This is a genomic window from Lysinibacillus sp. FSL K6-0232, from assembly GCF_038008325.1.
Lineage (GTDB): Bacteria > Bacillota > Bacilli > Bacillales_A > Planococcaceae > Lysinibacillus.
This window is the reverse complement of sequence record NZ_JBBOYW010000001.1, coordinates 1,040,439-1,066,015: the sequence shown is the minus strand read 5'-3', so window position 1 is coordinate 1,066,015 and position 25,577 is coordinate 1,040,439. Positions and strand designations below refer to the sequence as shown.

At 39.4% G+C, this 25,577-nt stretch carries 24 protein-coding genes; 2 read left to right on the top strand and 22 right to left on the bottom strand.

Annotated elements, in window-relative coordinates; all coding sequences use genetic code 11:
• Positions 1-2: 2 nt before the first annotated feature.
• The 19 genes from MHB42_RS04935 to MHB42_RS04845 all read right to left on the bottom strand — a co-directional run bounded on the left by MHB42_RS04935 (position 3) and on the right by MHB42_RS04845 (position 22,742).
• Positions 3-338 carry a putative DNA-binding protein gene (locus MHB42_RS04935; RefSeq protein ID WP_340804708.1) on the bottom strand — a complete coding sequence of 112 codons (336 nt, stop codon included), beginning with the start codon at positions 336-338 and terminating at the stop codon, positions 3-5.
• 178 nt (positions 339-516) lie between these two features.
• Positions 517-1,761, bottom strand: a complete 1,245-nt coding sequence (gene ftsY, locus MHB42_RS04930; RefSeq protein WP_340804707.1) for a signal recognition particle-docking protein FtsY — start codon at positions 1,759-1,761, stop codon at positions 517-519.
• Positions 1,758-5,339, bottom strand: coding sequence for a chromosome segregation protein SMC (smc, locus tag MHB42_RS04925; protein WP_340804706.1), 3,582 nt, complete (start codon positions 5,337-5,339; stop codon positions 1,758-1,760). The genes ftsY and smc overlap by 4 nt, the downstream gene beginning before the upstream one ends.
• A 3-nt stretch (positions 5,340-5,342) precedes the next feature.
• Positions 5,343-6,107 (bottom strand): ribonuclease III, encoded by a 765-nt coding sequence (rnc, locus tag MHB42_RS04920; RefSeq protein ID WP_340808534.1) that lies wholly within the window; start codon positions 6,105-6,107, stop codon positions 5,343-5,345.
• 564 nt (positions 6,108-6,671) lie between these two features.
• Positions 6,672-6,908 (bottom strand): acyl carrier protein, encoded by a 237-nt coding sequence (gene acpP / locus MHB42_RS04915; RefSeq protein WP_036124798.1) that lies wholly within the window; start codon positions 6,906-6,908, stop codon positions 6,672-6,674.
• 58 nt (positions 6,909-6,966) lie between these two features.
• A complete protein-coding gene (gene fabG, locus MHB42_RS04910) occupies positions 6,967-7,713 on the bottom strand; it encodes a 3-oxoacyl-[acyl-carrier-protein] reductase (RefSeq protein WP_340804705.1) in 747 nt (248 codons plus the stop codon).
• Complete coding sequence (fabD, locus tag MHB42_RS04905) at positions 7,706-8,659, bottom strand: ACP S-malonyltransferase (protein ID WP_340804704.1); 954 nt, start codon at positions 8,657-8,659, stop codon at positions 7,706-7,708. The genes fabG and fabD overlap by 8 nt, the downstream gene beginning before the upstream one ends.
• A 17-nt stretch (positions 8,660-8,676) precedes the next feature.
• On the bottom strand, positions 8,677-9,669 hold the full coding sequence (plsX, locus tag MHB42_RS04900; RefSeq protein ID WP_340804703.1) for a phosphate acyltransferase PlsX: 993 nt from the start codon (positions 9,667-9,669) through the stop codon (positions 8,677-8,679).
• A gap of 2 nt (positions 9,670-9,671) precedes the next feature.
• A complete protein-coding gene (gene fapR, locus MHB42_RS04895; protein ID WP_340808533.1) occupies positions 9,672-10,244 on the bottom strand; it encodes a transcription factor FapR in 573 nt (190 codons plus the stop codon).
• Between the two features lie 120 nt (positions 10,245-10,364).
• Positions 10,365-12,410, bottom strand: a complete 2,046-nt coding sequence (gene recG / locus MHB42_RS04890; RefSeq protein ID WP_340804702.1) for an ATP-dependent DNA helicase RecG — start codon at positions 12,408-12,410, stop codon at positions 10,365-10,367.
• Between the two features lie 101 nt (positions 12,411-12,511).
• Complete coding sequence (locus MHB42_RS04885) at positions 12,512-13,666, bottom strand: M20 metallopeptidase family protein (protein ID WP_340804700.1); 1,155 nt, start codon at positions 13,664-13,666, stop codon at positions 12,512-12,514.
• 72 nt (positions 13,667-13,738) lie between these two features.
• Positions 13,739-14,647, bottom strand: coding sequence for an L-serine ammonia-lyase, iron-sulfur-dependent, subunit alpha (gene sdaAA / locus MHB42_RS04880; RefSeq protein WP_340804699.1), 909 nt, complete (start codon positions 14,645-14,647; stop codon positions 13,739-13,741).
• A gap of 14 nt (positions 14,648-14,661) precedes the next feature.
• Entirely contained in the window at positions 14,662-15,324 is a 663-nt protein-coding gene (gene sdaAB, locus MHB42_RS04875; protein WP_340804697.1) for an L-serine ammonia-lyase, iron-sulfur-dependent subunit beta, read from the bottom strand.
• Positions 15,325-15,649: 325 nt separating this feature from the next.
• Entirely contained in the window at positions 15,650-17,299 is a 1,650-nt protein-coding gene (locus MHB42_RS04870; RefSeq protein WP_340804696.1) for a DAK2 domain-containing protein, read from the bottom strand.
• Between the two features lie 18 nt (positions 17,300-17,317).
• Complete coding sequence (locus MHB42_RS04865; RefSeq protein WP_340804695.1) at positions 17,318-17,677, bottom strand: Asp23/Gls24 family envelope stress response protein; 360 nt, start codon at positions 17,675-17,677, stop codon at positions 17,318-17,320.
• Positions 17,678-17,918: 241 nt separating this feature from the next.
• Positions 17,919-19,523, bottom strand: a complete 1,605-nt coding sequence (locus tag MHB42_RS04860; protein WP_340804693.1) for a M20/M25/M40 family metallo-hydrolase — start codon at positions 19,521-19,523, stop codon at positions 17,919-17,921.
• A 39-nt stretch (positions 19,524-19,562) separates the two neighbouring features.
• Positions 19,563-20,993: an amino acid permease gene (locus tag MHB42_RS04855; protein WP_340808532.1), complete on the bottom strand. Its 1,431-nt coding sequence runs from the start codon at positions 20,991-20,993 to the stop codon at positions 19,563-19,565.
• A gap of 101 nt (positions 20,994-21,094) precedes the next feature.
• On the bottom strand, positions 21,095-21,856 hold the full coding sequence (locus MHB42_RS04850) for a dimethylarginine dimethylaminohydrolase family protein (RefSeq protein ID WP_340804692.1): 762 nt from the start codon (positions 21,854-21,856) through the stop codon (positions 21,095-21,097).
• 13 nt (positions 21,857-21,869) lie between these two features.
• A complete protein-coding gene (locus tag MHB42_RS04845) occupies positions 21,870-22,742 on the bottom strand; it encodes a dimethylarginine dimethylaminohydrolase family protein (protein ID WP_340804691.1) in 873 nt (290 codons plus the stop codon).
• A 209-nt stretch (positions 22,743-22,951) separates the two neighbouring features.
• On the opposite strand from MHB42_RS04845, the gene MHB42_RS04840 reads away from it, so the two are divergent.
• Positions 22,952-23,695 (top strand): IclR family transcriptional regulator, encoded by a 744-nt coding sequence (locus tag MHB42_RS04840; RefSeq protein WP_340804690.1) that lies wholly within the window; start codon positions 22,952-22,954, stop codon positions 23,693-23,695.
• 171 nt (positions 23,696-23,866) lie between these two features.
• Positions 23,867-24,055: a 50S ribosomal protein L28 gene (rpmB, locus tag MHB42_RS04835; RefSeq protein ID WP_340804689.1), complete on the top strand. Its 189-nt coding sequence runs from the start codon at positions 23,867-23,869 to the stop codon at positions 24,053-24,055.
• Positions 24,056-24,138: 83 nt separating this feature from the next.
• Here the strand turns inward: rpmB and spoVM are convergent, their stop codons facing one another.
• The 3 genes from spoVM to rpe are packed head-to-tail and all read right to left on the bottom strand — an operon-like array spanning position 24,139 to position 25,577.
• Positions 24,139-24,240 (bottom strand): stage V sporulation protein SpoVM, encoded by a 102-nt coding sequence (gene spoVM, locus MHB42_RS04830; RefSeq protein WP_099805045.1) that lies wholly within the window; start codon positions 24,238-24,240, stop codon positions 24,139-24,141.
• Positions 24,241-24,258: 18 nt separating this feature from the next.
• Entirely contained in the window at positions 24,259-24,912 is a 654-nt protein-coding gene (locus tag MHB42_RS04825; RefSeq protein WP_340804688.1) for a thiamine diphosphokinase, read from the bottom strand.
• Positions 24,909-25,577: a ribulose-phosphate 3-epimerase gene (gene rpe / locus MHB42_RS04820; protein WP_340808531.1), complete on the bottom strand. Its 669-nt coding sequence runs from the start codon at positions 25,575-25,577 to the stop codon at positions 24,909-24,911. Before rpe ends, MHB42_RS04825 begins: the two co-directional genes overlap by 4 nt.

Below are 25,577 nucleotides of genomic sequence, written 5' to 3'. Positions count from 1 at the left end.
TCCTAATCCCATTCTTTCAACTGTTCAATAAGCGCTAGCTGCTCTTCCATTGTCATACTTTGTTTCGTAATCCCCTCTGTTAGCTGTGCAAGCATTTGGGTACGTTGTTGAAATTTTTCAAGTAAACATAATTTTTCTTCATATTCCTCAAGCATCGCCTCTGTTCGACGAATATTATCGTAAACAGCTTGACGTGAAACTCCATAGGATTCAGCAATTTCTCCTAGTGAATTATCATCTAAATAATAGAGCTCCATATAACTTCTTTGCTTATCTGTTAATAATGCTTGATAAAAGTCGAAGAGAAAGTTCATGCGTGTTGTTTTTTCAAGTAGCATCGAATATTTCTCCTCCCGCTATTAGTCATTTGTATCATAACGAAAGGCGCCCATCTGTGTCAAGGTAATCTCCTTGTCTAAAAGTCTTCATTGTAGCGTACCGTCCGCTAGTATTTCCTCTTTCAACAAGGTCATTCACCTTTCCTACAGCCCAAGCGCTTTATCGCAGTTATGACAATTAATCTTCGCTATTTTGTAGCTCTTTATCTAAGCCCTCTGCAAATAAACCATAAACATAGCGTTCTGCATCAAATGGCTGTAAATCATCCATTTTCTCACCTAGACCAACAAATTTTACTGGAATATGCAGCTTGTGACGAATTGCCAGTACAATACCGCCCTTAGCTGTACCATCCAGCTTCGTTAATACAATCCCTGTTACATTTGTTGCTTCTTTAAATGTTTGTGCTTGTACAAGTGCATTCTGGCCTGTCGTTGCGTCTAATGCTAATAAGACCTCATGTGGTGCATTTGGAATTTCTCGTGAAATAACACGATGCACCTTTTCAAGCTCGTTCATTAAGTTTACTTTATTTTGCAAGCGTCCAGCCGTATCACAAATTAACACATCTGCTTTTCTATTTTTGGCTGCACGAATCGCATCATACATCACAGCTGCTGGGTCAGAGCCCTCTGATTGTTTAATAACCTCGCAGTCAACTCGATCTCCCCATACTTGCAATTGATCAATCGCACCCGCACGGAATGTATCACCTGCTGCTAACACAACCGTTTTCCCTTGAGATTTTAGACGATGAGCAAGCTTGCCAATTGTTGTTGTTTTCCCAACACCATTTACACCAACAAATAATATAACTGTTAGCTCACCATCAGGCTGCATATTTAGCTCAATTAAATCGTCCTCACCTTGCTCATAAATTTCGACAAGCTTCTCAGAAATAACAGCTTGAATGCCATTTGTATCTTTTATATTTTTACGTTGAACCTCAAAGCGTAATTTATCCATCAGTTCCATCACTGTTTCAAAGCCAACATCTGCTTGTAATAATAAATCCTCTAATTCCTCAAAGAAGTCCTCATCGACTTTACGATAGCGTGCAACAAGGTCATTGACTTTAGATGTAAAGGAATTACGAGTTTTTTCAAGCCCTGCCTTGAATTTTTGAGTAATAGACCAAGCAGAAGGCTTTTTCTCTTCCACTGGCTCCTCCTCAATAACCGCTAGCTCCTGTACTTCCTGCTGCTCCTCCACAACAGCCTGAGGTTCCTCTTCCTGCTCATTGTCGATTACTGGCAACACTGCGTCAGGTGCTTCCACCGTTTCCACTTCAATCGTAGCAGGCTCACTAGACTCTGCCTGCTCTTGCTGTTCGGCATCCTGCTCAAGCTCTTGCTCTTGCAGTTTTTCTTCCTCTGCTGGATTGCCTATTAATTTATCTTTTAAACGTTTAAAAAAACTCATCCTTGTTTGCTCCTTTGCTCCGCAAGTACGGGTTCATCTTCTAATTTGACTGATACCAGCTTGGATACACCTGATTCCTGCATTGTTATACCATACAGAACATCGGCTCCCTCCATTGTTCCTTTACGATGTGTAATAACAATAAATTGTGTATCACGGCTAAATTTTTTCAAATATTGGCTATAACGAACAACATTTGCTTCATCCAACGCTGCCTCCACCTCATCGAGAATACAAAATGGAACAGGGCGTATATTTAAAATCGAGAACAATAAAGCAATAGCTGTTAGTGCACGTTCACCACCAGAAAGCAGGCTTAAATTTTGCAGCTTTTTCCCTGGTGGCTGTGCAACAATTTCAATACCTGTTTCTAGTAAATTTTGTGGGTCTATTAATACTAAATCGGCTTGCCCGCCACCAAATAATTCACGGAATACCTGTTTAAACTGCTCACGAATCGCATAAAACGTTTCACTAAAGCGCAATGTCATTTCTTCATCCATTTCTTTAATCGCTTCATGTAATGTTTCCTGTGCAGCAAGTAAATCCTCACGCTGTTCTGTTAAGAAGGTATGACGCTCAAGCACTCGTTCATATTCCTCAATCGCACTAATATTAACAGGGCCTAGCTCTTCAATTGATTTTTTAAGCAGCTTTACACGTCGGCGTACATGCTCCTCATCCTCAATCATAAGAGCCTCTGCCTCTGCATCCTCGATTGTGAGCTGATAATTTTCCTCAAGCTGCTCTTGGAAATTATCCATTTCAAATTCTAAACGACTTCGTTTCAACTCATTGGCACGTATTGCTTCAAGGTATCCTTTATGAATACGTTGCACTTCCTTCAACTGCTCCTCTAATGTTGCAAGCTCCTGCTGTTGCTTTGCTTTGTCTTCTTTTTTCTGAGAAATCGTTGCTTGAAGCGTATCTCTTGTTGCCTTCCATTGTACAACCTGCTCGTCAATTTCTTCATCACTTAAATGATTTGTCGATGCATCAGATTGAAGCCATGCTATTTCCTGAGAAATATTTTCGACTTTTTGTTGTGCTTTGTTTAATTGCAGTGCTATCTCTGCTGTTGCAATTTGCACCTGTGACATTTGTTCCTGCATAACAGCTAATTGTGAACGCTTTTCAGCTAGCTGCTCACGTAGTACATCTTTCTCCGTTTCACTTTGCAGTTTGACCTTTGTTAATTGCTCTACTGTTCGATTAATGTCAGCAAGCTCGGCTGCAAGTGCGTGTAATCGCTCTGTTGCTATTTGTTTTTGTGTTAGCAATGCTTCTTCACGCGTTTTTACATCCTGCGTTTCAGTTGAGGCAAAGGATACACGCGCTGATAAGCTTTTTTCAATTGCCTCAAGCTCACGAATACGCCCAGCCTGCTCCATTTCAGCTTTTCGTAGTTGCTCGCTCTCAAGCTTTAGTTGCTCTACCTGCTCTCTCAATGTTGCAAGCTTTTCCTTCTCTGCCGCAACAGCCTGTTCAGCACTGTAAATGGAATTCTGTAACGACTCTAGCTTAACAATTAAATCATCTAGCTCAGCTTTTCTTGAGAAAAGGGAAGATTGCTGTTTGCTTGCACCTCCTGTTAGTGAACCACCTGCATTGACAATATCCCCATCAAGTGTCACAACTCGGTAACGGAACCCACATAATCTGGCAATTTGGCTAGCTCCTTCTAAATTTGCTGCTACAATAACATTACCTAAAAGGTTTTCAACAATTGTTCGATTAGCCTCATTAAATGTTACAAGGGCATCTGCCATTTGAATAAACGCTGGATGCTCTGTTGCCAGTTGGATGGTTGCTATATTAATTTTGCGTGACTTCATAACCGTCTTTGGTAAAAAAGTAGCTCGCCCAGCCCTTTTTTGCTTTAACCAATGGATCGCCTGCTGTGCATGACGTTCATTCGTTGTCACAATATGCTGAGAGGCTGCACCTAATGCGGTTTCAATAGCTTGTGAAAACTTTCCCTCCACTTGGATTAACTCAGCAACAGCGCCTTCAATACCTTGTAATTCACCTTTATCACGTGCCAGTAAGACTTCTTTGACACCTTGGAAAAAGCCTGAAAAATCTGCCTCCAGCTCAGCAAGTGTATCCTTTCGAGCCTTGAGCTGCTGTTGATGCTGATATGCCTTATAAAGCATATCTTGCTTATCAGTAAAGCTAGCATTACTATCTTTTAATTGTAGTTGTAAGGCATCATGCTGTTCGAGTTTTTCCTGTAGGTTGTTCACTGTTGTTGTATAAGTAGCGACTAACTTATCTTTTTCAGCAATAATTTGCATAAGCTCCTGCCCAATTTCATCTGTTTGGTCAGACATTCGCGCTGCCATTGCCTTATGCTGTGTTAACTGCTGATCAATATTTTTTAATTCATTTTTAATGGTTGCTTCTTCATTTAATGAATCAATATAACGATTTTTATAGTCTTCAATTTCTTGTTCAATTTCTGTTACTGAGCGATTTAATGATTGCTCTAGCTGCTTAATGCTTTGCTTAAGCGTTAAAACTGCTTGCTGCTTTTCAGAGAATTGCTCCTTTTTATCCTGCTCTTGCACAAGCAGTGTTTCTACCTCTGCCTTTGCCTCTTGTAAGGCTCCTTGCAGCTGCTGTAGTTGATTGGAGGCATTTTGCCGCTTTTCAGCCATTAATGCCTTGCGTCCATCCCAGCGCTCTACCTCCATTGTTGCAGCAACAAGCTCAGCCTGTGCAGTATCCAAATACGTATCAAGTTCTGTTAATAGCTTACGGATATTTGTTGTCTGCTTATCAATAGCTGCAATATTTTGTGCTTGTTTCTGTTCTGTAGCAGACAGCTCTGTAAATTCAGCTTTCAGTGCATGCAAAGATTGTGCACAATTGTTAAAATCATGCACAAGAATCGCAATATCAAAATCTTTTAACTCGGTAGACATTTGTACATAGTCTTTTGCATTAGATGCCTGCATTTCAAGCGGCTCTAATCGGTTGTCTAATTCATGGAGAATGTCTAATACTCGATACAAATTTTCATCTGTTTCAACAAGCTTATGCTCTGCCTTCTTTTTTCTTATTTTATACTTTAATACGCCAGCTGCCTCTTCAAAAATAGCACGTCGGTCATCAGGTCGGCTATTTAAAATTTCATCGACACGGCCTTGTGAAATAATTGAAAATGCTTCTTTGCCAAGTCCTGAATCCATAAACAAGTCCGTAATATCCTTCAGGCGACACTGTTGGTTATTTAATAAATATTCACTATCACCTGAACGGTATACGCGTCTTGTTACACTGACTTCTGTATAAGAAAAAGCAAGTTGCTCGTCTGTATTATCTAATACAAGTGTTACCTCTGCAAAATTAAGTGGCTTACGAGAGTCACTTCCCGCAAAAATAACATCTTCCATTTTTGCTCCACGTAACGACTTTGCCGATTGCTCCCCAAGTACCCAACGAATCGCATCAGTGACATTACTTTTACCACTGCCATTTGGTCCGACAACTGCTGTAACACCAGGTACAAAATCAATGCCAATGCGCTCTGCAAAAGATTTAAAGCCAATCATTTCTAGTCGTTTTAGGAACATCTATTAAGCCTCCTCTTTTGCCGCTTCTTCACGCATTGTTTGCATGGCACTTTGTGCGGCTTGCTGTTCGGCTTCTTTTTTGGACTTTCCACGACCAACGCCTAATTCTTGTCCATTTAATAATACACTGGATACAAATGTACGGTTATGAGCTGGTCCTTTTTCATCAATAATCTCATAATGTAGCAGTCCATTATTGGTTTGCTGTACCATTTCTTGCAATTGACTTTTAAAATCCATCACATGCGAAAAAGCACCAACTTCTACTTTCGGGAACACAATACGTTCTAAAAATGCTACAACTGTTTGTAAACCTTGATCTAAATACAATGCACCTACAAATGATTCAAACACATCTGCAAGCAATGCTGGGCGCTCTCGTCCACCTGTAAGCTCTTCACCTTTTCCAAGTAAAACAAAGCGTCCAAATCCTAATTCATTTGCAAAAATAACAAGTGATGGCTCACAAACAATGGATGCTCGTAATTTTGTTAACTCACCTTCACTCATATTCGGGTATTTCTCAAAAAGATATTTAGAAACAGACAGTTCAAGTACCGCGTCCCCTAAAAACTCAAGACGCTCATTATCCGTAAATAACTTACGGCGATGCTCATTCACATAGGATGAATGTGTGAATGCTTGATACAATAAACTTTTATTAATAAATGTGATATTTAATTCATGCTGTAATAGCTCGAATTGTTTGCGTACTTTTTCAGGAAGTACGCCAGATTTCTGCATAGTTCCTTTTCTTTTCATAGCCATTGAACAATCTGCCTTCCTAATAGTTTCTACCGTTTTTAGTGTACCTTTTTCAGGGCGTTTATGCAAAAGTATTTCGGCTAAAATCCAATGTTTTGGCAATTTTTCCGAAAATTGATCTTATTTCAGCTAATTCTTTTCGTATCGAAAGCGAAGCGACAAATTTTTTTGTGCGAAAGCAAGGCGGTAGCAGCAGATACAGAAGACCCCTTTCTCTGCTGGGAGAGGATAAACGTTTTTTATCTCGGCTCTGCTTAGTGGGTGTCTATACGCCCGCTGAACTAAGATAAAAATCCGAATACATTATTTATCTGCCTATATAAATAAACAATGTTCAAGCTGAAACGTAATTGATTTTCAATATAAAAAAGGGACGTCAATAGATCAAAAATGATCCATTTCGTCCCCTTTAAATACATCTTCATTCATTGAATCTGCTTCTTCTATCAAGTAAAAGCAGAAAAATAATTTCTACTTTATTCAAGCTACCATAAAACCATTACATCATTACGATGACCATCAAATGAATAGAGGCGATATCATTCACTAAATAAAGTTTTAACGAAATTAGTTTAATTTACTTTCGATGTATGAAATAGCAGAACCTACTGTTGAGATTTTTTCAGCATCTTCATCAGAAATTTCCATATCGAATTCGTCTTCAAGCTCCATTACAAGCTCTACTACGTCTAATGAGTCAGCACCTAAATCATCACGGAAAGAAGCTTCAAGCGTTACTTCGCTTTCTTCAACACCTAAACGGTCCACGATTACTTTTGTTACACGTTCTAATACTGTAGACAATTGATTCACCTCCCCTCAAATGATTATACAAAAAATCAGCGTTTATGCCTAATTGAAATTACATCACCATACCGCCATCAATATGAAGCGTTTGTCCTGTCATATAGTTAGCGTCATCCGATGCAAGGAATACAACAGCCTTTGCAATATCCTCTGGCTGGCCAAGCTTCGCAAGTGGGATCTGTGTCAGCATCCCTTGCTTAATATCCTCTGGTAGCTGATCTGTCATTTCTGTTTCAATAAAGCCTGGGGCAATCGCATTGACTAAAATATTACGAGAAGCTAATTCTTTTGCAGTCGTTTTTGTTAGTCCAATAACGCCTGCCTTAGCCGCTACATAGTTTGCTTGTCCTGCATTACCAGCTACACCTACAATCGATGAAATATTAATAATACGTCCTGCACGCTGCTTCATCATTTGACGTGTCACCGCTTTTGTACAAAGGAATACACCTTTTAAGTTTGTATCCATGACATCATCCCATTCGTCTTCCTTCATACGCATAAGCAGGTTATCTCTTGTAATACCCGCATTATTGACTAAAATATCAAGAGAGCCGAATGTTTTAACAGCTGTATCCATTAATGCTGTTACTTCTTCTGTCTGTGCTACACTAGCTTGTACAGCAATAGCTTCACCGCCATTTGCTTGAATCGTTGCTACAACTTCTTCCGCCTTTGCTTGTGAGCCACTATAATTGACCACAACCTTTGCACCTTCATCCGCAAGCTTTAAGGCAATCGCACGCCCAATACCACGTGAAGCTCCTGTCACGACAGCTACTTTTCCCTCTAATTTACGCATTAATTGACCACTCCTTTGACGCTTCTACAACCGCTTGTAATGATGCTTCATCATAAACACAATATGCAGCAACAGAGCGATCGATTTTTTTCAATAAGCCTGTTAATACTTTACCTGGCCCACATTCAATAAAGACATCCACACCTTGCGCAATCATTTCACGCATAGATGCTTCCCATTGCACCGCACTATATACTTGTTCCACAAGCTCACGCTGAATAGCAGGCACATCCTGTAATTCCTTCGCCTCAACATTTCCAATCACAGGAATTTGCGGAGCGGATAGCGTAATATGTGCCAACGCTTCCTGTAGCTTTTCTGATGATGGGCGCATAAGCTCTGAATGGAATGGACCACTAACAACTAAAGGTATTGCTCGCTTTGCCCCTGCTTCCTTCGCAGCAATTGATGCCTTGTCAACACCAGCTTTTGTACCTGAAATAACGATTTGTCCAGGGCAGTTAACATTGGCAACCTGTACGGCATCACCTTCCGCTGAAACCTGCGCTGTTACGTTATGTAATGCTTCAAGCTCCATACCTAAAATAGCTGCCATTGCCCCTTGTCCAGCAGGTACCGCTTCATTCATATATAGCCCACGTTTATGCACAATTGATACAGCATCATCAAATGACAGTACACCTGCTATCACTAGTGCACCATATTCCCCAAGTGAATGCCCTGCTGCATAATGAGGCTGAATACCTGCTGCACGTAGCTTCTCTGCCACCATCACACCTGTAGTCAGCAAGGCTGGCTGTGCATGATACGTTAATGTTAGCTCCTCAGCAGGTCCCTCTAACATTAGCTTCGATAGCTCAAAGTGCAATGCTTGATCTGCACGCTCATAAAACGCTTTGCTCTCTGCTGCATTATCAACAAACTCTTGCCCCATACCGACTACTTGAGAGCCTTGTCCTGGAAAAATAAAAGCTATTTTCGTCATGTAAATAATCCCCTTTATTAATCAATTTCTAAATGACGTACTGTTTCTGTAATTGTTGAAATAACGGTATGCTCTACCATTGTATTGGCTTGACGAATCGCACTAAAAATTGCCTTTGCATTGGACGATCCATGCGCCTTAATGACAGGTGCCTGTAAGCCGAATAATCCTGCACCGCCATATTCGGTATAGTCCATTTTATGCTTTAAGTCACGCAAATTATTTTTCATTAGTGCTGCTGAGATTTTTGTTTTAGTCGAGGACATAAATGCCTCTTTTAACATAGAAAACAACGCTCCCGCCGTTCCTTCAATAGACTTTAACACCATATTTCCTGTAAAGCCGTCTGTCACAACAACGTCTGCCACACCTTCAAGTAAATCGCGTGCCTCAACATTGCCAATAAAATTCAAATCGGCTTCCTTTAGTAATTCAAAGGCTGCTTTCGTTAGCTCATTGCCTTTTTTATCCTCCGTACCGATATTTAATAAGCCAATACGTGGTTTTGAGATGCCGCTAACCTTTTTCGCATAAATATCACCCATAATGGCATATTGCACTAAATGCTCTGGTCGGGCATCTGCATTTGCGCCTAAATCAAGCATTAAAAAGCCTTTACCATCAAGTGTTGGCAATGTTGTTGCTAAAGCTGGCCTAGCAATCCCTTCAATACGTCCTACTTTAAATAACCCACCTGCCATTAAAGCACCTGTATTCCCAGCAGATAGACAAGCGTCTGCGCTTCCCTTATCAACGGCATCCATCATACGTGCCATAGAGGAATCCTTTTTTCGTCGAACAGCACGCGCTGGATCATCTGTTCCTTCTACAACTTCCTCACAATGCACAACTGTTAAGCGATCATGCTTTTTTAAAAAAGGTTCAAGCTTTTCTTGCTGACCATATAATTGGATTTCCAAGTTAGGAATTTGCTCTAATGCTAAAAATGCACCTTCAATCACTGATTTTGGTGCGTTGTCGCCACCCATTCCATCAAGCGCTAGTTTCATTATTACTCACCTTTACCTTTCGTACGGTACATATCAAATTCACCTACAAAAACGGTTTCACCATTAACGGTAGACGTTAGCTCTACTTTTGTACGATGCTTTTTATCATCTTGGTCGATGACTATCGCCTTTGTAATAACACGATCTCCAGCACGAACAGGTTGCACAAACGTCACATTGGCATGTACAGTTAACGCTAGCTCATCATTAATAACAGCCACCGCTAAGGAATTGGCTTGTGCAAATAAATGATGCCCACGTGCAATGCCATTTCGCTGAAACACATGCTCTTCCTTTACATCAAAAATCGATATGGCTCGATGATCTAATTCAATATCAACAATTTCTCCGATAACCTCATCAATCGGTAGAGATTTTACTTCATTTTCATAGTTTTTAGCAGCAACATCTTTAATTCGCTCTCGAAGCTCTGGAATTGATAGCTCCATACGATCTAAGCGAATGGTTTGGACACTTACCTGAAACTTTGTTGCTAGCTGTTCATCTGTGACGAATGGATTTTCAGCTATTGTTTCAGTTAGGAGTCGCTGTCGCTCTTTTTTCGTTTTTCTCAACATCATTCGCCACCTTTCGAGTTGTTATTAGCACTTGGTACTAATATCAGTATATAGAGGTTAAAAAAAGAATGCAAGACTTGTTTTGCAATCAAGTGCTTACATTCTAAGTTAGGTACATTAATCAAAGCGCTCTCCTTGTAAAACGCCACTTTCCTCTAACATTTCACGTAAATATTGATAATCGCGACCATGCCAAAATGCATCTGTTTCAAGCAGTTCTGTTGCATCTTTACGAGCGGTTTCCAAAATACGATAATCATGTACTAAATCAGCAACTTTAAAATCTGGCAAGCCGCTTTGTTTACGTCCAAAGAAATCGCCCGGACCTCTTAATTCTAAGTCCTTTTCAGCGAGGCGGAAGCCATCATTTGTTTCTGTCATAGATTGCATCCGCTCTTTGCCCTCATCTGATTTAGGGTCAGCGAGTAAAATACAGTACGATTGATGCTCACCTCGTCCTACACGCCCACGTAGCTGATGCAACTGCGCTAAACCAAAGCGCTCAGCATCATAGACAATCATAAAGGTGGCATTTGGTACATTCACGCCAACTTCAACAACTGTTGTCGAAACTAATACTTGAATTGTACCTTCACTAAAAGAACGCATAACCATATCTTTTTCAGCTGTCGATAAACGTCCATGCATTAAACCGACAGAAAAGCGTTCCTTTAAATAAGTCGCTAGCTGCTCATAAATATCAACAGCATTTTGAACATCGAGCTTATCAGATTCTTCAATAAGTGGACAAATCACATAGGCTTGTCGTCCTGCTGCTAGCTCTAATTCCAGCTTTGCCATCACTGAGCCAAACTGCTCCTTTTTCATCCAATGTGTTTCAATTTGTTTGCGTCCTGCTGGCATTTCATCAATCATCGATACATCCATTTCCCCAAATGCTGTAATGGCAAGTGTTCTTGGTATTGGCGTAGCGGTCATAAAAAGCACATCTGGATTTTCGCCCTTATCTCGCAATATACGACGCTGTTCAACACCAAAGCGATGCTGCTCATCTGTAATAACAAAGCCTAACCTTTTAAATACAACATCAGGCTGAATCAATGCATGTGTACCGATAATAATATCAATATTGCCATTTGCTAAATCCTCTAAAATAGTACGTCGTTCCTTTGTTTTCGTTGACCCTGATAGCAGGGCTACACGAACGCCAAAGGGCTGAAGCCACTCTAGTAAATTTTCTAAATGCTGCTCGGCTAAAATTTCAGTAGGAGCCATTAATGCGCCTTGAAAGCCTGCTGTTACTGCAGCATATAGACCTATTGCTGCTACTACGGTTTTCCCTGACCCTACATCCCCCTGCAGCAAGCGATTCATACGATGTGGCTCCTTTAAATCCTTACAAATTTCATTGACCACACGCTTTTGTGCATTTGTTAATTCATAGGGCAATGAAGCAATAAAGTCCCGTAATTTATGCACATCGAATTGGATAACAGTCCCGTGTTCACTATCTTTACGCATTTTTCGTAATGCTTGAATACGTAGTTGGAAGTTTAATAGCTCCTCATAGGCAAAGCGTCGTCTTGCTTGCTTAGCATGCCCAGCATCAAGTGGAAAATGCACGCCCTCTAAGCCCTCACGCATAGACACAAGCTTATAAGCATCTTGTAAATGCCGTGGAAGAGCATCTGGCAGCTCTGCCCCAAAGTCATCTAATACTTGACGCATATACTTACGAAATCTTTTTTGTGGAATTAACCCTTTCAAACTATAAACAGGTTCAAAGTCCATCTGATCTGTCTTAGGACCAAATACTATAGACGTCCCATTAATGACCTGTCTGCCACGATCCCATTTCCCTGTTACTGTAATAATAGTACCAGGTATAAGCTTTTGCTTTAAGTAGCCCTGATTGAAAAACACAACTTTTACTAAATGACGTCCCGCTAAAACTGTAACCTGTAACCGTGATTTATTGCGCCCTAAAAATAATACAGTTGGCTCACGTTCCACTTTACACTCAACAGTAACACGTTCATTATGTGGCGTTTGTGCTAAATCTTTTAAACGAAAATCCTCATGGCGATGTGGAAATGTCCATAATAAATCGGTGATCGTATGGATGCCAAGTGCCTCAAGATGTGCTGCGGTTTCTTTCCCGATGCCCTTTAATTCGGTGACGGGACTATATACATCAGTCACCTCATTCCACAACTCCCTTCATTATTTTTTCTAACTATGTAGCCGTCTTAGCCTATATTCAATGTATCATAAATCTAGCATCTTTCCCTATTCAAAGCCTACTAAGAATGATGATGCATAATCATTTCAATAAAGAGTCGAATCGCATCAGGGAATACATCCTCATCTATATCAAATTTTGGATGATGATGTGGATACTGGCTTTTCTCGCCACCCATCCCAACAAAAATAAAAGCACCAGGTCGATGCTGTAAATAATAAGAAAAATCCTCACCGCCCATCACAGGAGGCACTAGTTCAAATACATCTGCACCAAACTTTTCAGCTACAATTGATGCTACCATATGTGATTGGTGTGAATCATTGATAAGCGGCGGTGTACCTAAAATAAATTCAATTTTCCCCTGTGCACCAAATGTCTGACAAATACCCTCTGTTAAGCTCACCATTTTTGTTTGAATCGTTTTGACAGTTTCGGGGGTCAATGCTCTAATTGTTCCACTTAGCTTTGCTGTATCTGGAATAATATTATACGTTGTACCTGCTTGCATATTGCCTACTGTAATAACACCTGCCTCAATTGGATTGATGTTTCGGCTAATAATGCCTTGAAAAGCTTGCATTAAATGACTTGCAATATAAATAGGGTCAATGGTTTCATGTGGCATTGACCCATGCCCACCAGACCCTTGAATAACAATATTAAAATCATCAACAGATGCCATCATGGGACCATGTGCTAAGCCTATTTTTCCTTTTTCTAGCCCCTGCCATAAATGGATACCAAAAATAGTATCAACATTCTCTAGCACACCTTGTTGAATTAAAGCATCAGCCCCACTTGGTGTAATTTCCTCAGCCGATTGGAAAATCAGCATAATATTTGGCTCAATTTTTTCCTTGTTTAATGTAATCCACTCTGCCACTGCCAATAAAATCGCTGTATGCCCATCATGACCACACATATGAGCAATACCTGGCTTCTTAGAGCTATAAGGTTTATCACCCTCTTCTACGATTGGCAATGCATCAATATCTGCTCTTAAAGCAATGGTCTTTGTTCCTTTTGTACCATTAATCATTGCTACAACACTAGGAGAATTATAGTCTAAAATTTCGATAGCAAGCTGCTCTAATCTTTTTCGAATAAATCGACTTGTTTCATACTCTTGGCCAGAAAGCTCTGGATACTGATGCAAATAGCGTCTATCCTTTATCGCTTGTTCTGTTAAATGTTGTAAATTAGTAATCTCCATATTGAAAATGCTCCATCCTGTATCATTATACAAAAACATGCTACCTATATAAGATAGCATGTTTCATCAGCTTTATTGCATAGCTTTAATACTTTGTAATCCACCGTTTTCAAGAATTGCTTTACTAATAGCTTTTCCTGTTGGAGTTGCAGCTAGACCGCCTCGCGCTGTTTCTTTCAGGTTCGGACTCATTGATTGTCCAATACGATACATTGCACCAATTACTTCATCACATGGAATGCGGCTGGATACACCTGCAAGCGCCATATCTGCTGCTACCAGTGAATTAGCAGCGCCCATTGCATTACGTTTGACACATGGCACCTCCACCAAACCTGCAACAGGATCACAGACAAGACCAAGCATATTTTTTAAAGTAATCGCAAAGGCTTCAGCACATTGCTGTGGTGAACCTCCTGCCATTTCCACAATTGCTGCGGCTGCCATCCCAGCGGCTGAACCAACCTCAGCCTGACAGCCACCAGCTGCACCTGAAATAGAAGCATTGTTTGCCACAACAAAGCCAAATGCACCTGAAGTAAATAAATAACGAATCATTTGCTCACGTGTTGGGTTAAGCTTATTTTTCACTGCAAAAAGTGTTCCCGGTACAACGCCCGCCGAACCTGCTGTCGGTGTAGCACAAATTGTACCCATCGCTGCATTTACTTCATTTGTAGCAACCGCTTTACTCACGGCATCTAATAATAAATCGCCTGACAGTGAATGACCCTGTGCGATATAATTTTGTAGCAGCACAGCATCCCCACCTGTTAAACCTGTAACAGATTGTACACCTTGTAAGCCACGTTCAACCGCCTCCTCCATTACTGTAAGGTTGCGATCCATTTGCTGAATAACATCTTCACGCGTTCTGCCCGTTATTAATATTTCCTGCTCAATCATAATTTCTGATATTAATTTTTCTTCTTGCTCTGCTCGTTCTACAAGCTCACGAACATTATGAAATAATACGTCCATCGTGAAGCACCTCCTTAATTATTAATTTTCGATACTTTTGTAATATATGGTATTAGTGAAATTTGCTGTAGCACTTTATCCTCAATGTTTTGATCAACTTCAATCACCATAAGAGCCGTTAATCCACGCTCTATACGTGACACTTCCATATGCCCGATATTGACATTATGCATGGCTAGGCAATTTGCTACATTTGCAATACACCCTGCACGGTCATCGTGGACTACAAGAATAGCTGGCATACCACCTGTTAAACGTAGCTTAAAGCCATTGACCTCGCTAATTTCGATTTTTCCTCCGCCAATCGAAATTCCTTCAACGCTCATTTCCCCTTCATCATCGCCCATCACAATACGCGTTGTGTTTGGATGATCTTTGTGCGCCTCCTCTGGAATAAACTCAAAGGATAATCCTGCCTTTTCCGCACCTTCAAACGCTGTTTTAATACGTTCATCATACGTATCATAATCTAGCAAACCACCAATTATAGCAACATCTGTTCCATGCCCTCTATACGTTTCTGCAAACGATCCATATAAATGAATTTTTGCCCATTTAGGTTGTCTTCCAAATAAATCTCGTGCAACACGCCCAATTCGAGCAGCACCTGCCGTATGAGAGGAGGAAGGCCCAATCATAACTGGTCCAATAATATCAAATACTGAAGTGAACTTCATAAAAACACCCCTCTGCTTTATTTATAGAATATATATTTTAACTATATAATGCTTGATATTTACTATAAAAGTAAAGCATTTAATTTATCAACTTTCAGAAAATCACTATCATTACCATGATTAACCTATATATGGTTTATCTCCCTGTCCACCCCGAGTATACAAATTATTTAAATTTTTGATATTCCCATATTTTGTATCCATTATAGGCGTACGCTCCTATTTCGCAGGTATTCATCACTGTCGTTATCTAAAAATTTTTTAACACAAACAAAAGCAGTACACATCTCGTGCACTGCTTTCTCAATAATAAAATTGCATGTAATTATTCTACTGAAATGATATATGGATACAATGCTTGTTTGCCATTAAATAATTCAACTTCTACATCTGGATAATGTCCTTCAATCCATTCAACCAATTGTGAAGCATCCTGCTCAGTTGTATCCTCACCATAAATAACGGTAACGATTTCTGCGTCTTCATCTACTAAATCGGCAATAACCTTTTCAGCAGCATCCTTTAATGCCGGTGTAGATAGCACAATTTTTCCTTCTGCTAATGCCATAAAGTCACCTTTATGAATGGCGACTCCATCAATCGATGTATCACGTACAGCGTATGTTACTTGACCTGTTTTAACATTGGCAAATGCTTCTATCATCGTTTGCTGGTTAAGCTCCACCGCTGCATCTGGATTAAACGCTAAAATTGCTGCCATCCCTTGAGGAATCGTCTTCGTAGGCACTACTGCTGCTTCTATTTCTAAAAGTTCCACAGCTTGCTCTGCCGCCATCACTATATTTTTATTGTTCGGTAAAATTAATACTTTTTCTGCACCAATTTCTTGCACTGCTTTGACAATGTCTTCTGTAGACGGATTCATTGTTTGACCGCCTTCAATGACATAGGAAGCACCGATAGAGCGCAATAATTCTGCTACACCCTCGCCCATAGCAATCGTTACAATCGCGTATGGATGTTTTTCTACCTTTTTGGCAGGCGCTGGCGCTTTATGCTCATCACCAACAATTGCTGAATGCTGCTCGCGCATATTATCAATCTTTATCTTAATAAGACTGCCATATTTTTGTCCGATCGTTAAAACAGAGCCAGGTTGCTCAGAGTGGATATGCACTTTAGCAATTTCTTCATCCGAAATAACGAGTAATGAGTCACCTAAAGGATTTAATTCGTTACGGAATTGCTCCTCATCAAAAGGCTCTTTTCCTTCCTCTAAGCGCACCATTATTTCTGTACAATAGCCAAATTCGATATCTGCCGTGTTCATAAAATCCTGTGCTCGATGATGCTCTGCATTGATTAGATCATCTAGTGTTGCATCATTTTTCTCAGGAAGAGCCTCGCCTTTTAAGGAAGCTAAAAACCCTTCATAAACAAATAGTAAGCCCTGACCGCCACTATCCACAACACCAACCTCTTTTAGAACTGGTAGCAAGTCAGGTGTACGATCAAGTGATGCCTTCGCTTCTGCTGTAAAGGCTTCCATTACGGCAATGATATCGGTTTCAGTTTCTGCCACCTCTACACCTTTTTTAGCCGCTTCACGTGCTACCGTTAAAATCGTTCCTTCTACAGGCTTCATAACAGCTTTGTATGCTGTATCAACACCTGCTTGGAAGGCTCCTGCCAAGCCTTTCGCATCAATTGTTGCTTCTTTTTCAATAAACTTTCCAAAGCCACGGAATAATTGAGATAAAATAACGCCTGAATTTCCACGCGCACCCATCAATAGCCCCTTAGATAAGGCTTGTGCTGTTTTACCAATATGCTCTGAGGCCAAAAGCTCTGTTTCCTTTGCACCAGATGTCATTGATAAATTCATATTTGTACCTGTATCACCATCAGGTACTGGGAAAACATTTAATGAATCTACATAATTTGCATTTTGGTAGAGGTGATGCGCACCCATTTGTACCATTTCAGCAAACTTTATACCGTCTAAAGACTGCATTCGATTTAGTTCCTCCTCTTAATTCGCTACACGAACGCCCTGCACAAAGATATTGACAGATGTAACGCTCATTCCTAATGTTTTATCTACTGTGTATTTCACCTTGGACTGTACTTGGTAAGCAACTTCTGAAATTTTTGTTCCATAACTCACAATAATGTACATATCAATATGTAAACCGTCGTCTTGTTGTCGAACTACAATACCTTTTGCGAAGTTTTCTTTACGTAAAATATCAGTTAAACCATCACGAATTTGATGTTTAGATGCCATGCCAACAATTCCGTAGCATTCTACAGCAGCACCACCAGCAATTTGTGCAAGTACATCTGTTGCAATATCAATTTGGCCGAATTCATTGTTTAATTCAATTGACATAGAAATGCCTCCTTGGCTCTTTTTGACTAAACTATATTGTAACACTGTCGTTACAATTTAAGCAACCTAAGGGCAGAGGAAAGCCCTTTATAGCAACGTTTTCTAACAATATATAGCAAACCTTTTGTAAATGAAAAACTAAAAAAGCTGATACCTTCAAAAAGTATCAGCTTCAAGTGGAGATGAAAAATTCCACTGTAGTCTTTTTCTTTAATGACATACAGCTTTTAAGCTATGTCCATTAAAATAAGCTTTTAATAAGTGTAGCAAGCATCACAGGCATTTCTTTAAACGCACTATCCACATGTAGCCTTTCTGTTTTTTGATGGGCGTCTTTACCAAAAGGACCAACGTTTAAAACGGGGCCTTGTAATGCAGCCATCTCTTTAAATGGAATGCTATACGTATCTCCCCATACAGGTGTATTGCGCTCAAATGCGAGCCATTCATTGGACTCATCTGTATAGTTGACATAGCTTAAATCACAAATACCGTTAAAATAATGAATTTGCTCTACCTCAATATCAAATGTTTGTGCTGTTTTCTTCATCAAATCAATCGCTTCTATCACAAGTGGATGATTGGACGCATTAATCGCAGGATAATATGGCGGTGCATATAACAGCACTGTTGCCGGTGCTAGCTCCTGACAGCGAATCATCAATTGATCAACAATTCGAATTGATTTCTCACGGTCATCCCATGTGCGATGCTGCAAGATTTGCTGTTTGATAGCATGTACTTCTTCCACACCTAATTTGCCAATCGCATGCTCAAGCAGTGCCTCATAACGTAATACTTTTACTTGTCCAACGCCCTGTACTTGTTCTCGCATACAAATTTGTTGGTATTGTTGGTTACAGGCAGCCATCGCTTCTACAGCCACCTGTTCAAAAATATCCATCACCTCTGAGGCTGTGCGCTTTAACAAAAACACATTATAAAGAGCAGCCGCACGATACGGTGTTTGTGTCGAATATTCCATTTTCAAATCTTTTAATTGTAACGATACTGGCAGTGGTGTGCTCTCTCCTAAATCGGTTTCACGGAAAAGAGGGTTCCATTCCATATGCTGTGTCATATAGGATGCAATAAAGTTCGCAGTCATCCCCTTCAATGGTTCACCAACATGCGTTTCTTTGCCATAAAACAAAGCGGCAGGCATAATTTTGCCAATTGTTCCTGAATAAATATATTCATTAATGTCAGACGGGCCTTGTGAAAAAGACGGCTCACTATTTAAAAATAGTTTATATGTTAAACCGTGCTGTTCACGAATTCGAACAAGCTCTACAACAGCAGCTCGCATCCCCGCAGAGTTTACTTCCTCATCAGGAACAGCCGTTAAAATTAAATTAATCGGCCATTGCTCAAAGCTTGCTTTTTCAATGAGCTGCATATGTAAGGCAAGTCCCATTTTCATATCCATTGTGCCACGGCCAAATAAATAATTCCCTGATTCTAAATCAATTCTAGCTGCCTCTGGTAAATCTTTTTTATATTTAGGCTCCATTAATTTTTTTGTTAACGCTTCTGGTTGACAAGCTAATGGCTCTAGTTCACCATACTCCTCCGTATGCACTGTATCAAAGTGACTGATTAATACAACGGTTTCAGTTGCAGTTGGATGCTTATACAACGCTGTAACAGCATTTCTACCAAGACCTGCATCATGCAATTCAATAAGCTCAGGATGTTGTTCAAAATATGGAATCGTTAATAGTTTGCTTTGTAATTTGTAAGCAAATTCTGTTTCACCCTCAGTCAACGTTCTACTTTCCCAGCTGACAATTTCACATAATAGTGCTCGTAGTTTCTCAGGTGTATCCCACATATAATTATTCATAAAAAATTCTCCTTTAGACCCAATTCGTATGACGCTCTTTTAACGAATATCTAGTGATTCTTTATTGTTATCTTCTATATCCGTTGGAATAATAGCTGTCTTTTTTAGTTTTAGTTGATAGAAAATCATACAAGCAATAAAGAAGCCAATCCCATATAGCAAGCCAATTCGTTGTGTTGGATCGAATGCTAAAAACGCTAAAATTACTAGACAAAACAGTATACAAAATACTGGAATTAACGGAAACAGTGGTGTTTTAAACTTCAAAGCATTCATATCTCCACCAGACTTTATATAACGATAGCGGAACATTAATTGAGAAGCGCAAATACCCATCCATGAAATTGTAACGGATATTCCTGCTATAGACATGAGTAAAACAAATACTGCATCCGCCTCCATAACACTTGTTAGTAATGATAGTAATGAGAAAAGCATCGTAAAGATTAATGCATTTAATGGCACTTTATTTTTCGTAAGACGTCCAAATAGTTTTGGTGCCATACCCTCTCGTGACATTGACCACAATAAACGTGTCGATGCGTATAGACATGAATTACCAACCGATAAAATCGCTGTCAATATAACAAAGTTCATAATACCTGCTGCATAAGGAACACCTGCTAAATTCATTAACGTTACAAAAGGACTTTCCATTAAGCCAAGCTCTGATGCTGGGAAAATCGCAGATAGCACGATAATCGATGCAATATAGAAAACGATAATTCTAAAAATAATTGTCCGTATAGCGCGTGGAATATTTTTTTCGGGATTTTCCGTTTCACCTGCTGCAATTCCAACAAGCTCTGACCCTTGATAAGAAAAAATAACATTCATCATTGTGACAAAAATAATGGCAATGCCTGCTGGGAATAAGCCAGTAGGTGCTAAATTTGTCAGATGTGGTGTTGGACGATCAGCTAATGGAATTAAGCCAAAAATTGCTGCACCGCCAATAATAATAAAAGCAATCACGGCAATCACTTTAATGCTTGCAAACCAAAATTCTGCTTCAGCAAACCCTTTTGTTGTTAAAGCATTTAGCACAAATAATAGCACCATAAAAACAGCACACCATATCCAAATTGGTATATCTGGAAACCAATGCTGCATTAAGATGCCCGCAGCTGTAAATTCAACGCCCGCTGTAGCAGCCGATCCAACAAAATACATCCACCCTAATGAAAACCCTGCTGAAGGGCTAATAAAACGTGTCGCATATGTTTGGAAGGAGCCTGTAACAGGCATATATACTGCTAATTCACCAAGACAGTTCATAACCATAAATAAAATTAAGCCACCAAATAAATAGCCAATCAAAGCGCCTCCTGGACCTGCCTGATTAATGGTATAGCCAACATTTAAAAATAGCCCTGTCCCAATAACACCTCCAAGTGAAAGCATTAATAGGTGACGGCTCTTCATGGAACGATTTAATTGATGATGAGATTGATCGTCTTTATTCAATATCCATCCCTACTTTCTATATAATGTAAATATTCTGATATTTTAAGAACGAAATTACCCAATCAATTTGCGCTGTTAAATTGATTGGGTAATGTTCGAATTATTTAAAAGCGTAATGATAAACAGCTTAAGCCACCATCATGCTTTCTAAATTCAGACATCTCTAGTTCAATTGTTTGATAGCCTAAATCATGTAATTTACGATTTGTTGCTGGATAGCCCGCTGGAATAATCACATAATCATTCACTTGAATACAATTTGCTGAGTATTCATCCTCTTTTGGAATAATGATTTTCTCATACGATTCAAATGCAGGATGATCAATAAACTCACCAGCCACTACCATACGATTTTGCCCTACATAGGCAATGCCTGTTTTTAAATGGAAAAATTCTTTTAATGGAATAACCGTTGCCTCATAGCCCTCTTGTTCCACAATTTCTTTAAATTGCTGTGCGCCCTCCTCATTTGTACGATCTGAAATTCCTACATAAAATTTCTTTTCAGCCTGTAATACATCTCCACCATCAAGTGTGCCAGAACCTTTAATATAATAAATTTTATCGTAAAACTGCTTTACAGCTGGTTCAATATCCTCAATCTCACGGTTACGAGCCTCTGCCCCAGGATTTGAAATAATGGCAAACTCAGGTGTTAAAACAGCTGTGTCCTCTACAAATGTTGAATCGGGAAATGCTTCATTTGCTGGTAGCTGTGTTACCTCAACACCGCATTTTTTTAAAGCCTCTACATATTTTTCATGCTGTTCAAATAATTTTTCTAAAATTGGTTTTCCTAAATCACTTGTTGTTAAGCCATTTACAAAGCTGTTTCCTGGATTTTTTACAATAACATTTTTAAACATATTCTCTGCTCCTTTATGCTCTGACTACTGGACAAGTAAGACATGTTGGTCCACCTGTTCCCTTTACAGTAATTTCATCACCTTTATATTCAAAAACCGTTGCACCAGCATCAAGTAACTGTTGCTTTGTCACATTATTACCTGCTGGAATCACGCATACCCTTGGTGCTAGTGCCAAGACATTACAGCCTAGTGCATCATATTCATCTTTTGGTACTTCCACTAATTGAATTCCTCGCTCTATTAGCAGTTGGCGGAAAAAGACAGGCATTAAGCGTGAATGCACAACAGCTAAATCCTTGTCTACCATGCTAATAAAGGACATTAAATGTAAACATTCATCTTCACCTAAATCATGCGGTAGCTGTACAACAATAAAATCATCTACCATATTAGCTGTTATTTCTTTTAGCTGACGGATTGCCTCATCATTTGTTCGATAACCGCGACCAACAACAAGTGTTCGATCATCAAGCCAAACAATATCGCCACCATCTGATACAGCATCTCCTGTTAATTCACCAACAATGGGAATGCCCTTTTCCTGTAAAAATTGCTTATAGACTGTTGCTTCTGGCTGTCTTAATGTTTTACCTGATTTTAAAATAATCGCTCCATGTGGTGTAAACTTCACAGGATCATGTGCATAGAGCGAATCTAAGCCTACTTCTTCAGAAACTGGCAAATAATCAATTTTTTCTACATACTTTTCAAGAATTGCGATAAATTCAGCATACTCTGTTAAAGCTTTATCAAAATTTGGCTCTGATAAATAGTTAAATGTTTTCCATTTATCGCTAAGATGCTGTTGGTTGCGGAAAGCATCTTTTGGATGTTTGACGATGACATGTTTTAAAGGCGCATACATTGATGAACAATAATGCATTCCCTTCACCCCTTTTTCCGTGTAGTGGAAAACGTTTCCGTATAGAGGAAAGTTTATATAAAAAATATATGTGTTTTATGCTATACTGTCAATATATTTAGAAAAGTTTTTATTTTCCGTTTAATTTAAGAAAACAATAGAACTCTACTGAAAACCTTATAGACGCAGAATAAGAATAAAAATAGAATAGACAAGAGGAGGTGGGGCAGATGCAATTATTAGAACGAGCAATGACAATTGCAAAGGTGTTAGCTTCAGAAACACATCACAGTGGTTTGTCCATTTCGGAGCTTTCAACAAAATGTGATTTACCTTTAAGTACCTTACATAGAATTTTAAAAGCCATGATTCACCAAGGAATGATTGAACAGGATGAGCAAACAAAGCATTATTATCTTGGTACAATATGGATGGAATTAGGCTTGCAGGTCTATGATACGATGGATTATATTAGCAAAATCAGACCTGAATTAGAGCGGTTAGCAAGACAAGTAGAGGAAAGTGTCTATCTAAGTAAGCTAGCTGGTTTAGATACCATTATTATTGAAAGAATAGATAGCGCTGCAAATCCAATTCGTATTTATGACCAGCTAGGTATTCGCATACCTATGCATATTGGCGCTGCCAATAAAGCCATTCTTGCTGCTATGCCTAGCGCTCAATCGAAGGAAATAATCGCACAATTAGTAGCCAAGGAAGAGATTGCTACATTTGAACAACAGCTTGACCAAATCCGACAGCAAGGCTATGCAATCAGTCATGGAGAAAGAACAGCAGGTACCTCCTCAGTGGCAGTTGCGATTTTAGATGGTTTCGGTGAGGTGATTGGTGCAGTTAGCATCGGTTTTGTCACATTTAATAGCTCACAGGACTACATCAACACACTAGTAGAGCAGTTACTGGAAACTGGCAAGCGCGTATCCATGAAGCTTGGCTATCGAGGAAAAGGATAGATTATATCCTCAACGATCCACCGCAATTTTATGCCTGTAAAGGTTTTTTTCTTGAAAGGTTATGTGAAAACTGTTGCACTGAACGCCATCGTATGTTAAATTATTATGGTATGTGAAATACCGAACTGAAATAGTAATCTTTCAGCATTAACAGTAAGGAGGGAATACAACATGCCAAAACAATGTGTAATCACTGGTCGTAAAGCTCGTACTGGTAACAACCGTTCCCACGCTATGAACGCTAACAAACGTACTTGGGGTGCTAACCTTCAAAAAGTTCGTATCTTAGTTGACGGTAAACCAAAACGTGTATGGGTTTCTGCTCGTGCATTAAAATCAGGTAAAGTTGAGCGCGTTTAATCGCTGCTTCTAAAAAATCGATTTCGCCCTAAGCGTAAATCGATTTTTTTTATATCTTCAACAGTAAAAAAATCCGACTAGCTTCAGTCGGATTTTTTTACTTTCTTATCTTTTTTAAATAGGTTTATACACGTACGCGTAATACTACTCACAAATTTCGGCAGCTGGAACGTATATACTTTCAGGACTCTCTCCCCCTTACGCTAATCTATGCTTCTTATCATTAAACATATGCCTTGCGAGAAAGATATAGACCCTGAAGCTCCTATTATTTCATTACTTGTAAATCGAGATGTTCCTAGAGAAATTTCTTCTTTTGTTGTTTCATATTTGACCTGTCTTAATGTTACCTCTTGAACTGACTTCTCATATGCAAAAAAAGACAAATAGCGGTAGCGATTATCCGCATCAATTATATGTGTACCTGGCAATAAAAATTGCAGCATATTTGTATGATTCACAATTTTCAACGCAACAGATGGATACTCTTTTTGCAAGCGATACATGGAACGAACAGCTGCCTCATAATGATCTAAACGACCACCTGTTACACCTGTTAGCACAATTTCCTGTGGTGCATATGTCAATGCTTTCAATAAGGCTAAATCTGTATCTGTTTCATTTTTCTCCTGCTGAAAGCGTTGCTGGTCCTTTGCTTGTGCCATCACAGCTTGATATTCCTCAGCTGTTAAAGAATCAAAATCTCCCACAATAGCATGAGGTATAATTCCCTGCTCCACTAAATATAAAGCTCCACGGTCTGCACCGATAAACACAACATCCTGCTGCTGTTGAAAAAATGATAATGAGCAAAGCTCTTGTTTTGGTCCACCTGCACAAACAACGACTGTTGTCATCCTTTCAGCGCAGCCTCACCAGCCGCTAAAATTTCCTGAAGCGCAGCTGTCCGATCTTCTTTACTATAAATGGCTGACCCTGCTACAAAAATCGTCGCCCCTGCCTGTGCACATGGCACAATCGTTTCAGCAGTAATACCCCCATCAATTTCAATAGCAATGTCCAAGCCTCGCTCTTTAATCATTGTTGACAATGCTTCAATTTTAGGTACAACAGAATGTATAAACTTTTGTCCACCAAAGCCCGGGTTTACAGTCATTAATAATACCATATCAATATCTTGTAAAATATGTTGAATCGTTTCTATTGGTGTATGTGGATTTAATACAACGCCAGCCTTTACACCATATGAACGAATTAATTGAATTGTTCGATGTAAATGACGACATGCCTCTACATGTACTGTAATATAGTCTGCACCAGCCTTCGCAAACTGTTCAATATATTGATCTGGGTTTTCGATCATTAAATGGACATCTAACGGTAAATTCGTTAATGGTCGAATAGCATCTACTACAATAGAGCCAAAAGAAATATTTGGCACAAAATGACCGTCCATTACATCAATATGAAGTAACTTTGCCCCTGCCTGCTCTACTTCTTTTACTTCTTCTCCTAATTTTGCAAAATTCGCTGCTAAAATTGATGGTGCTATTTGTATCAT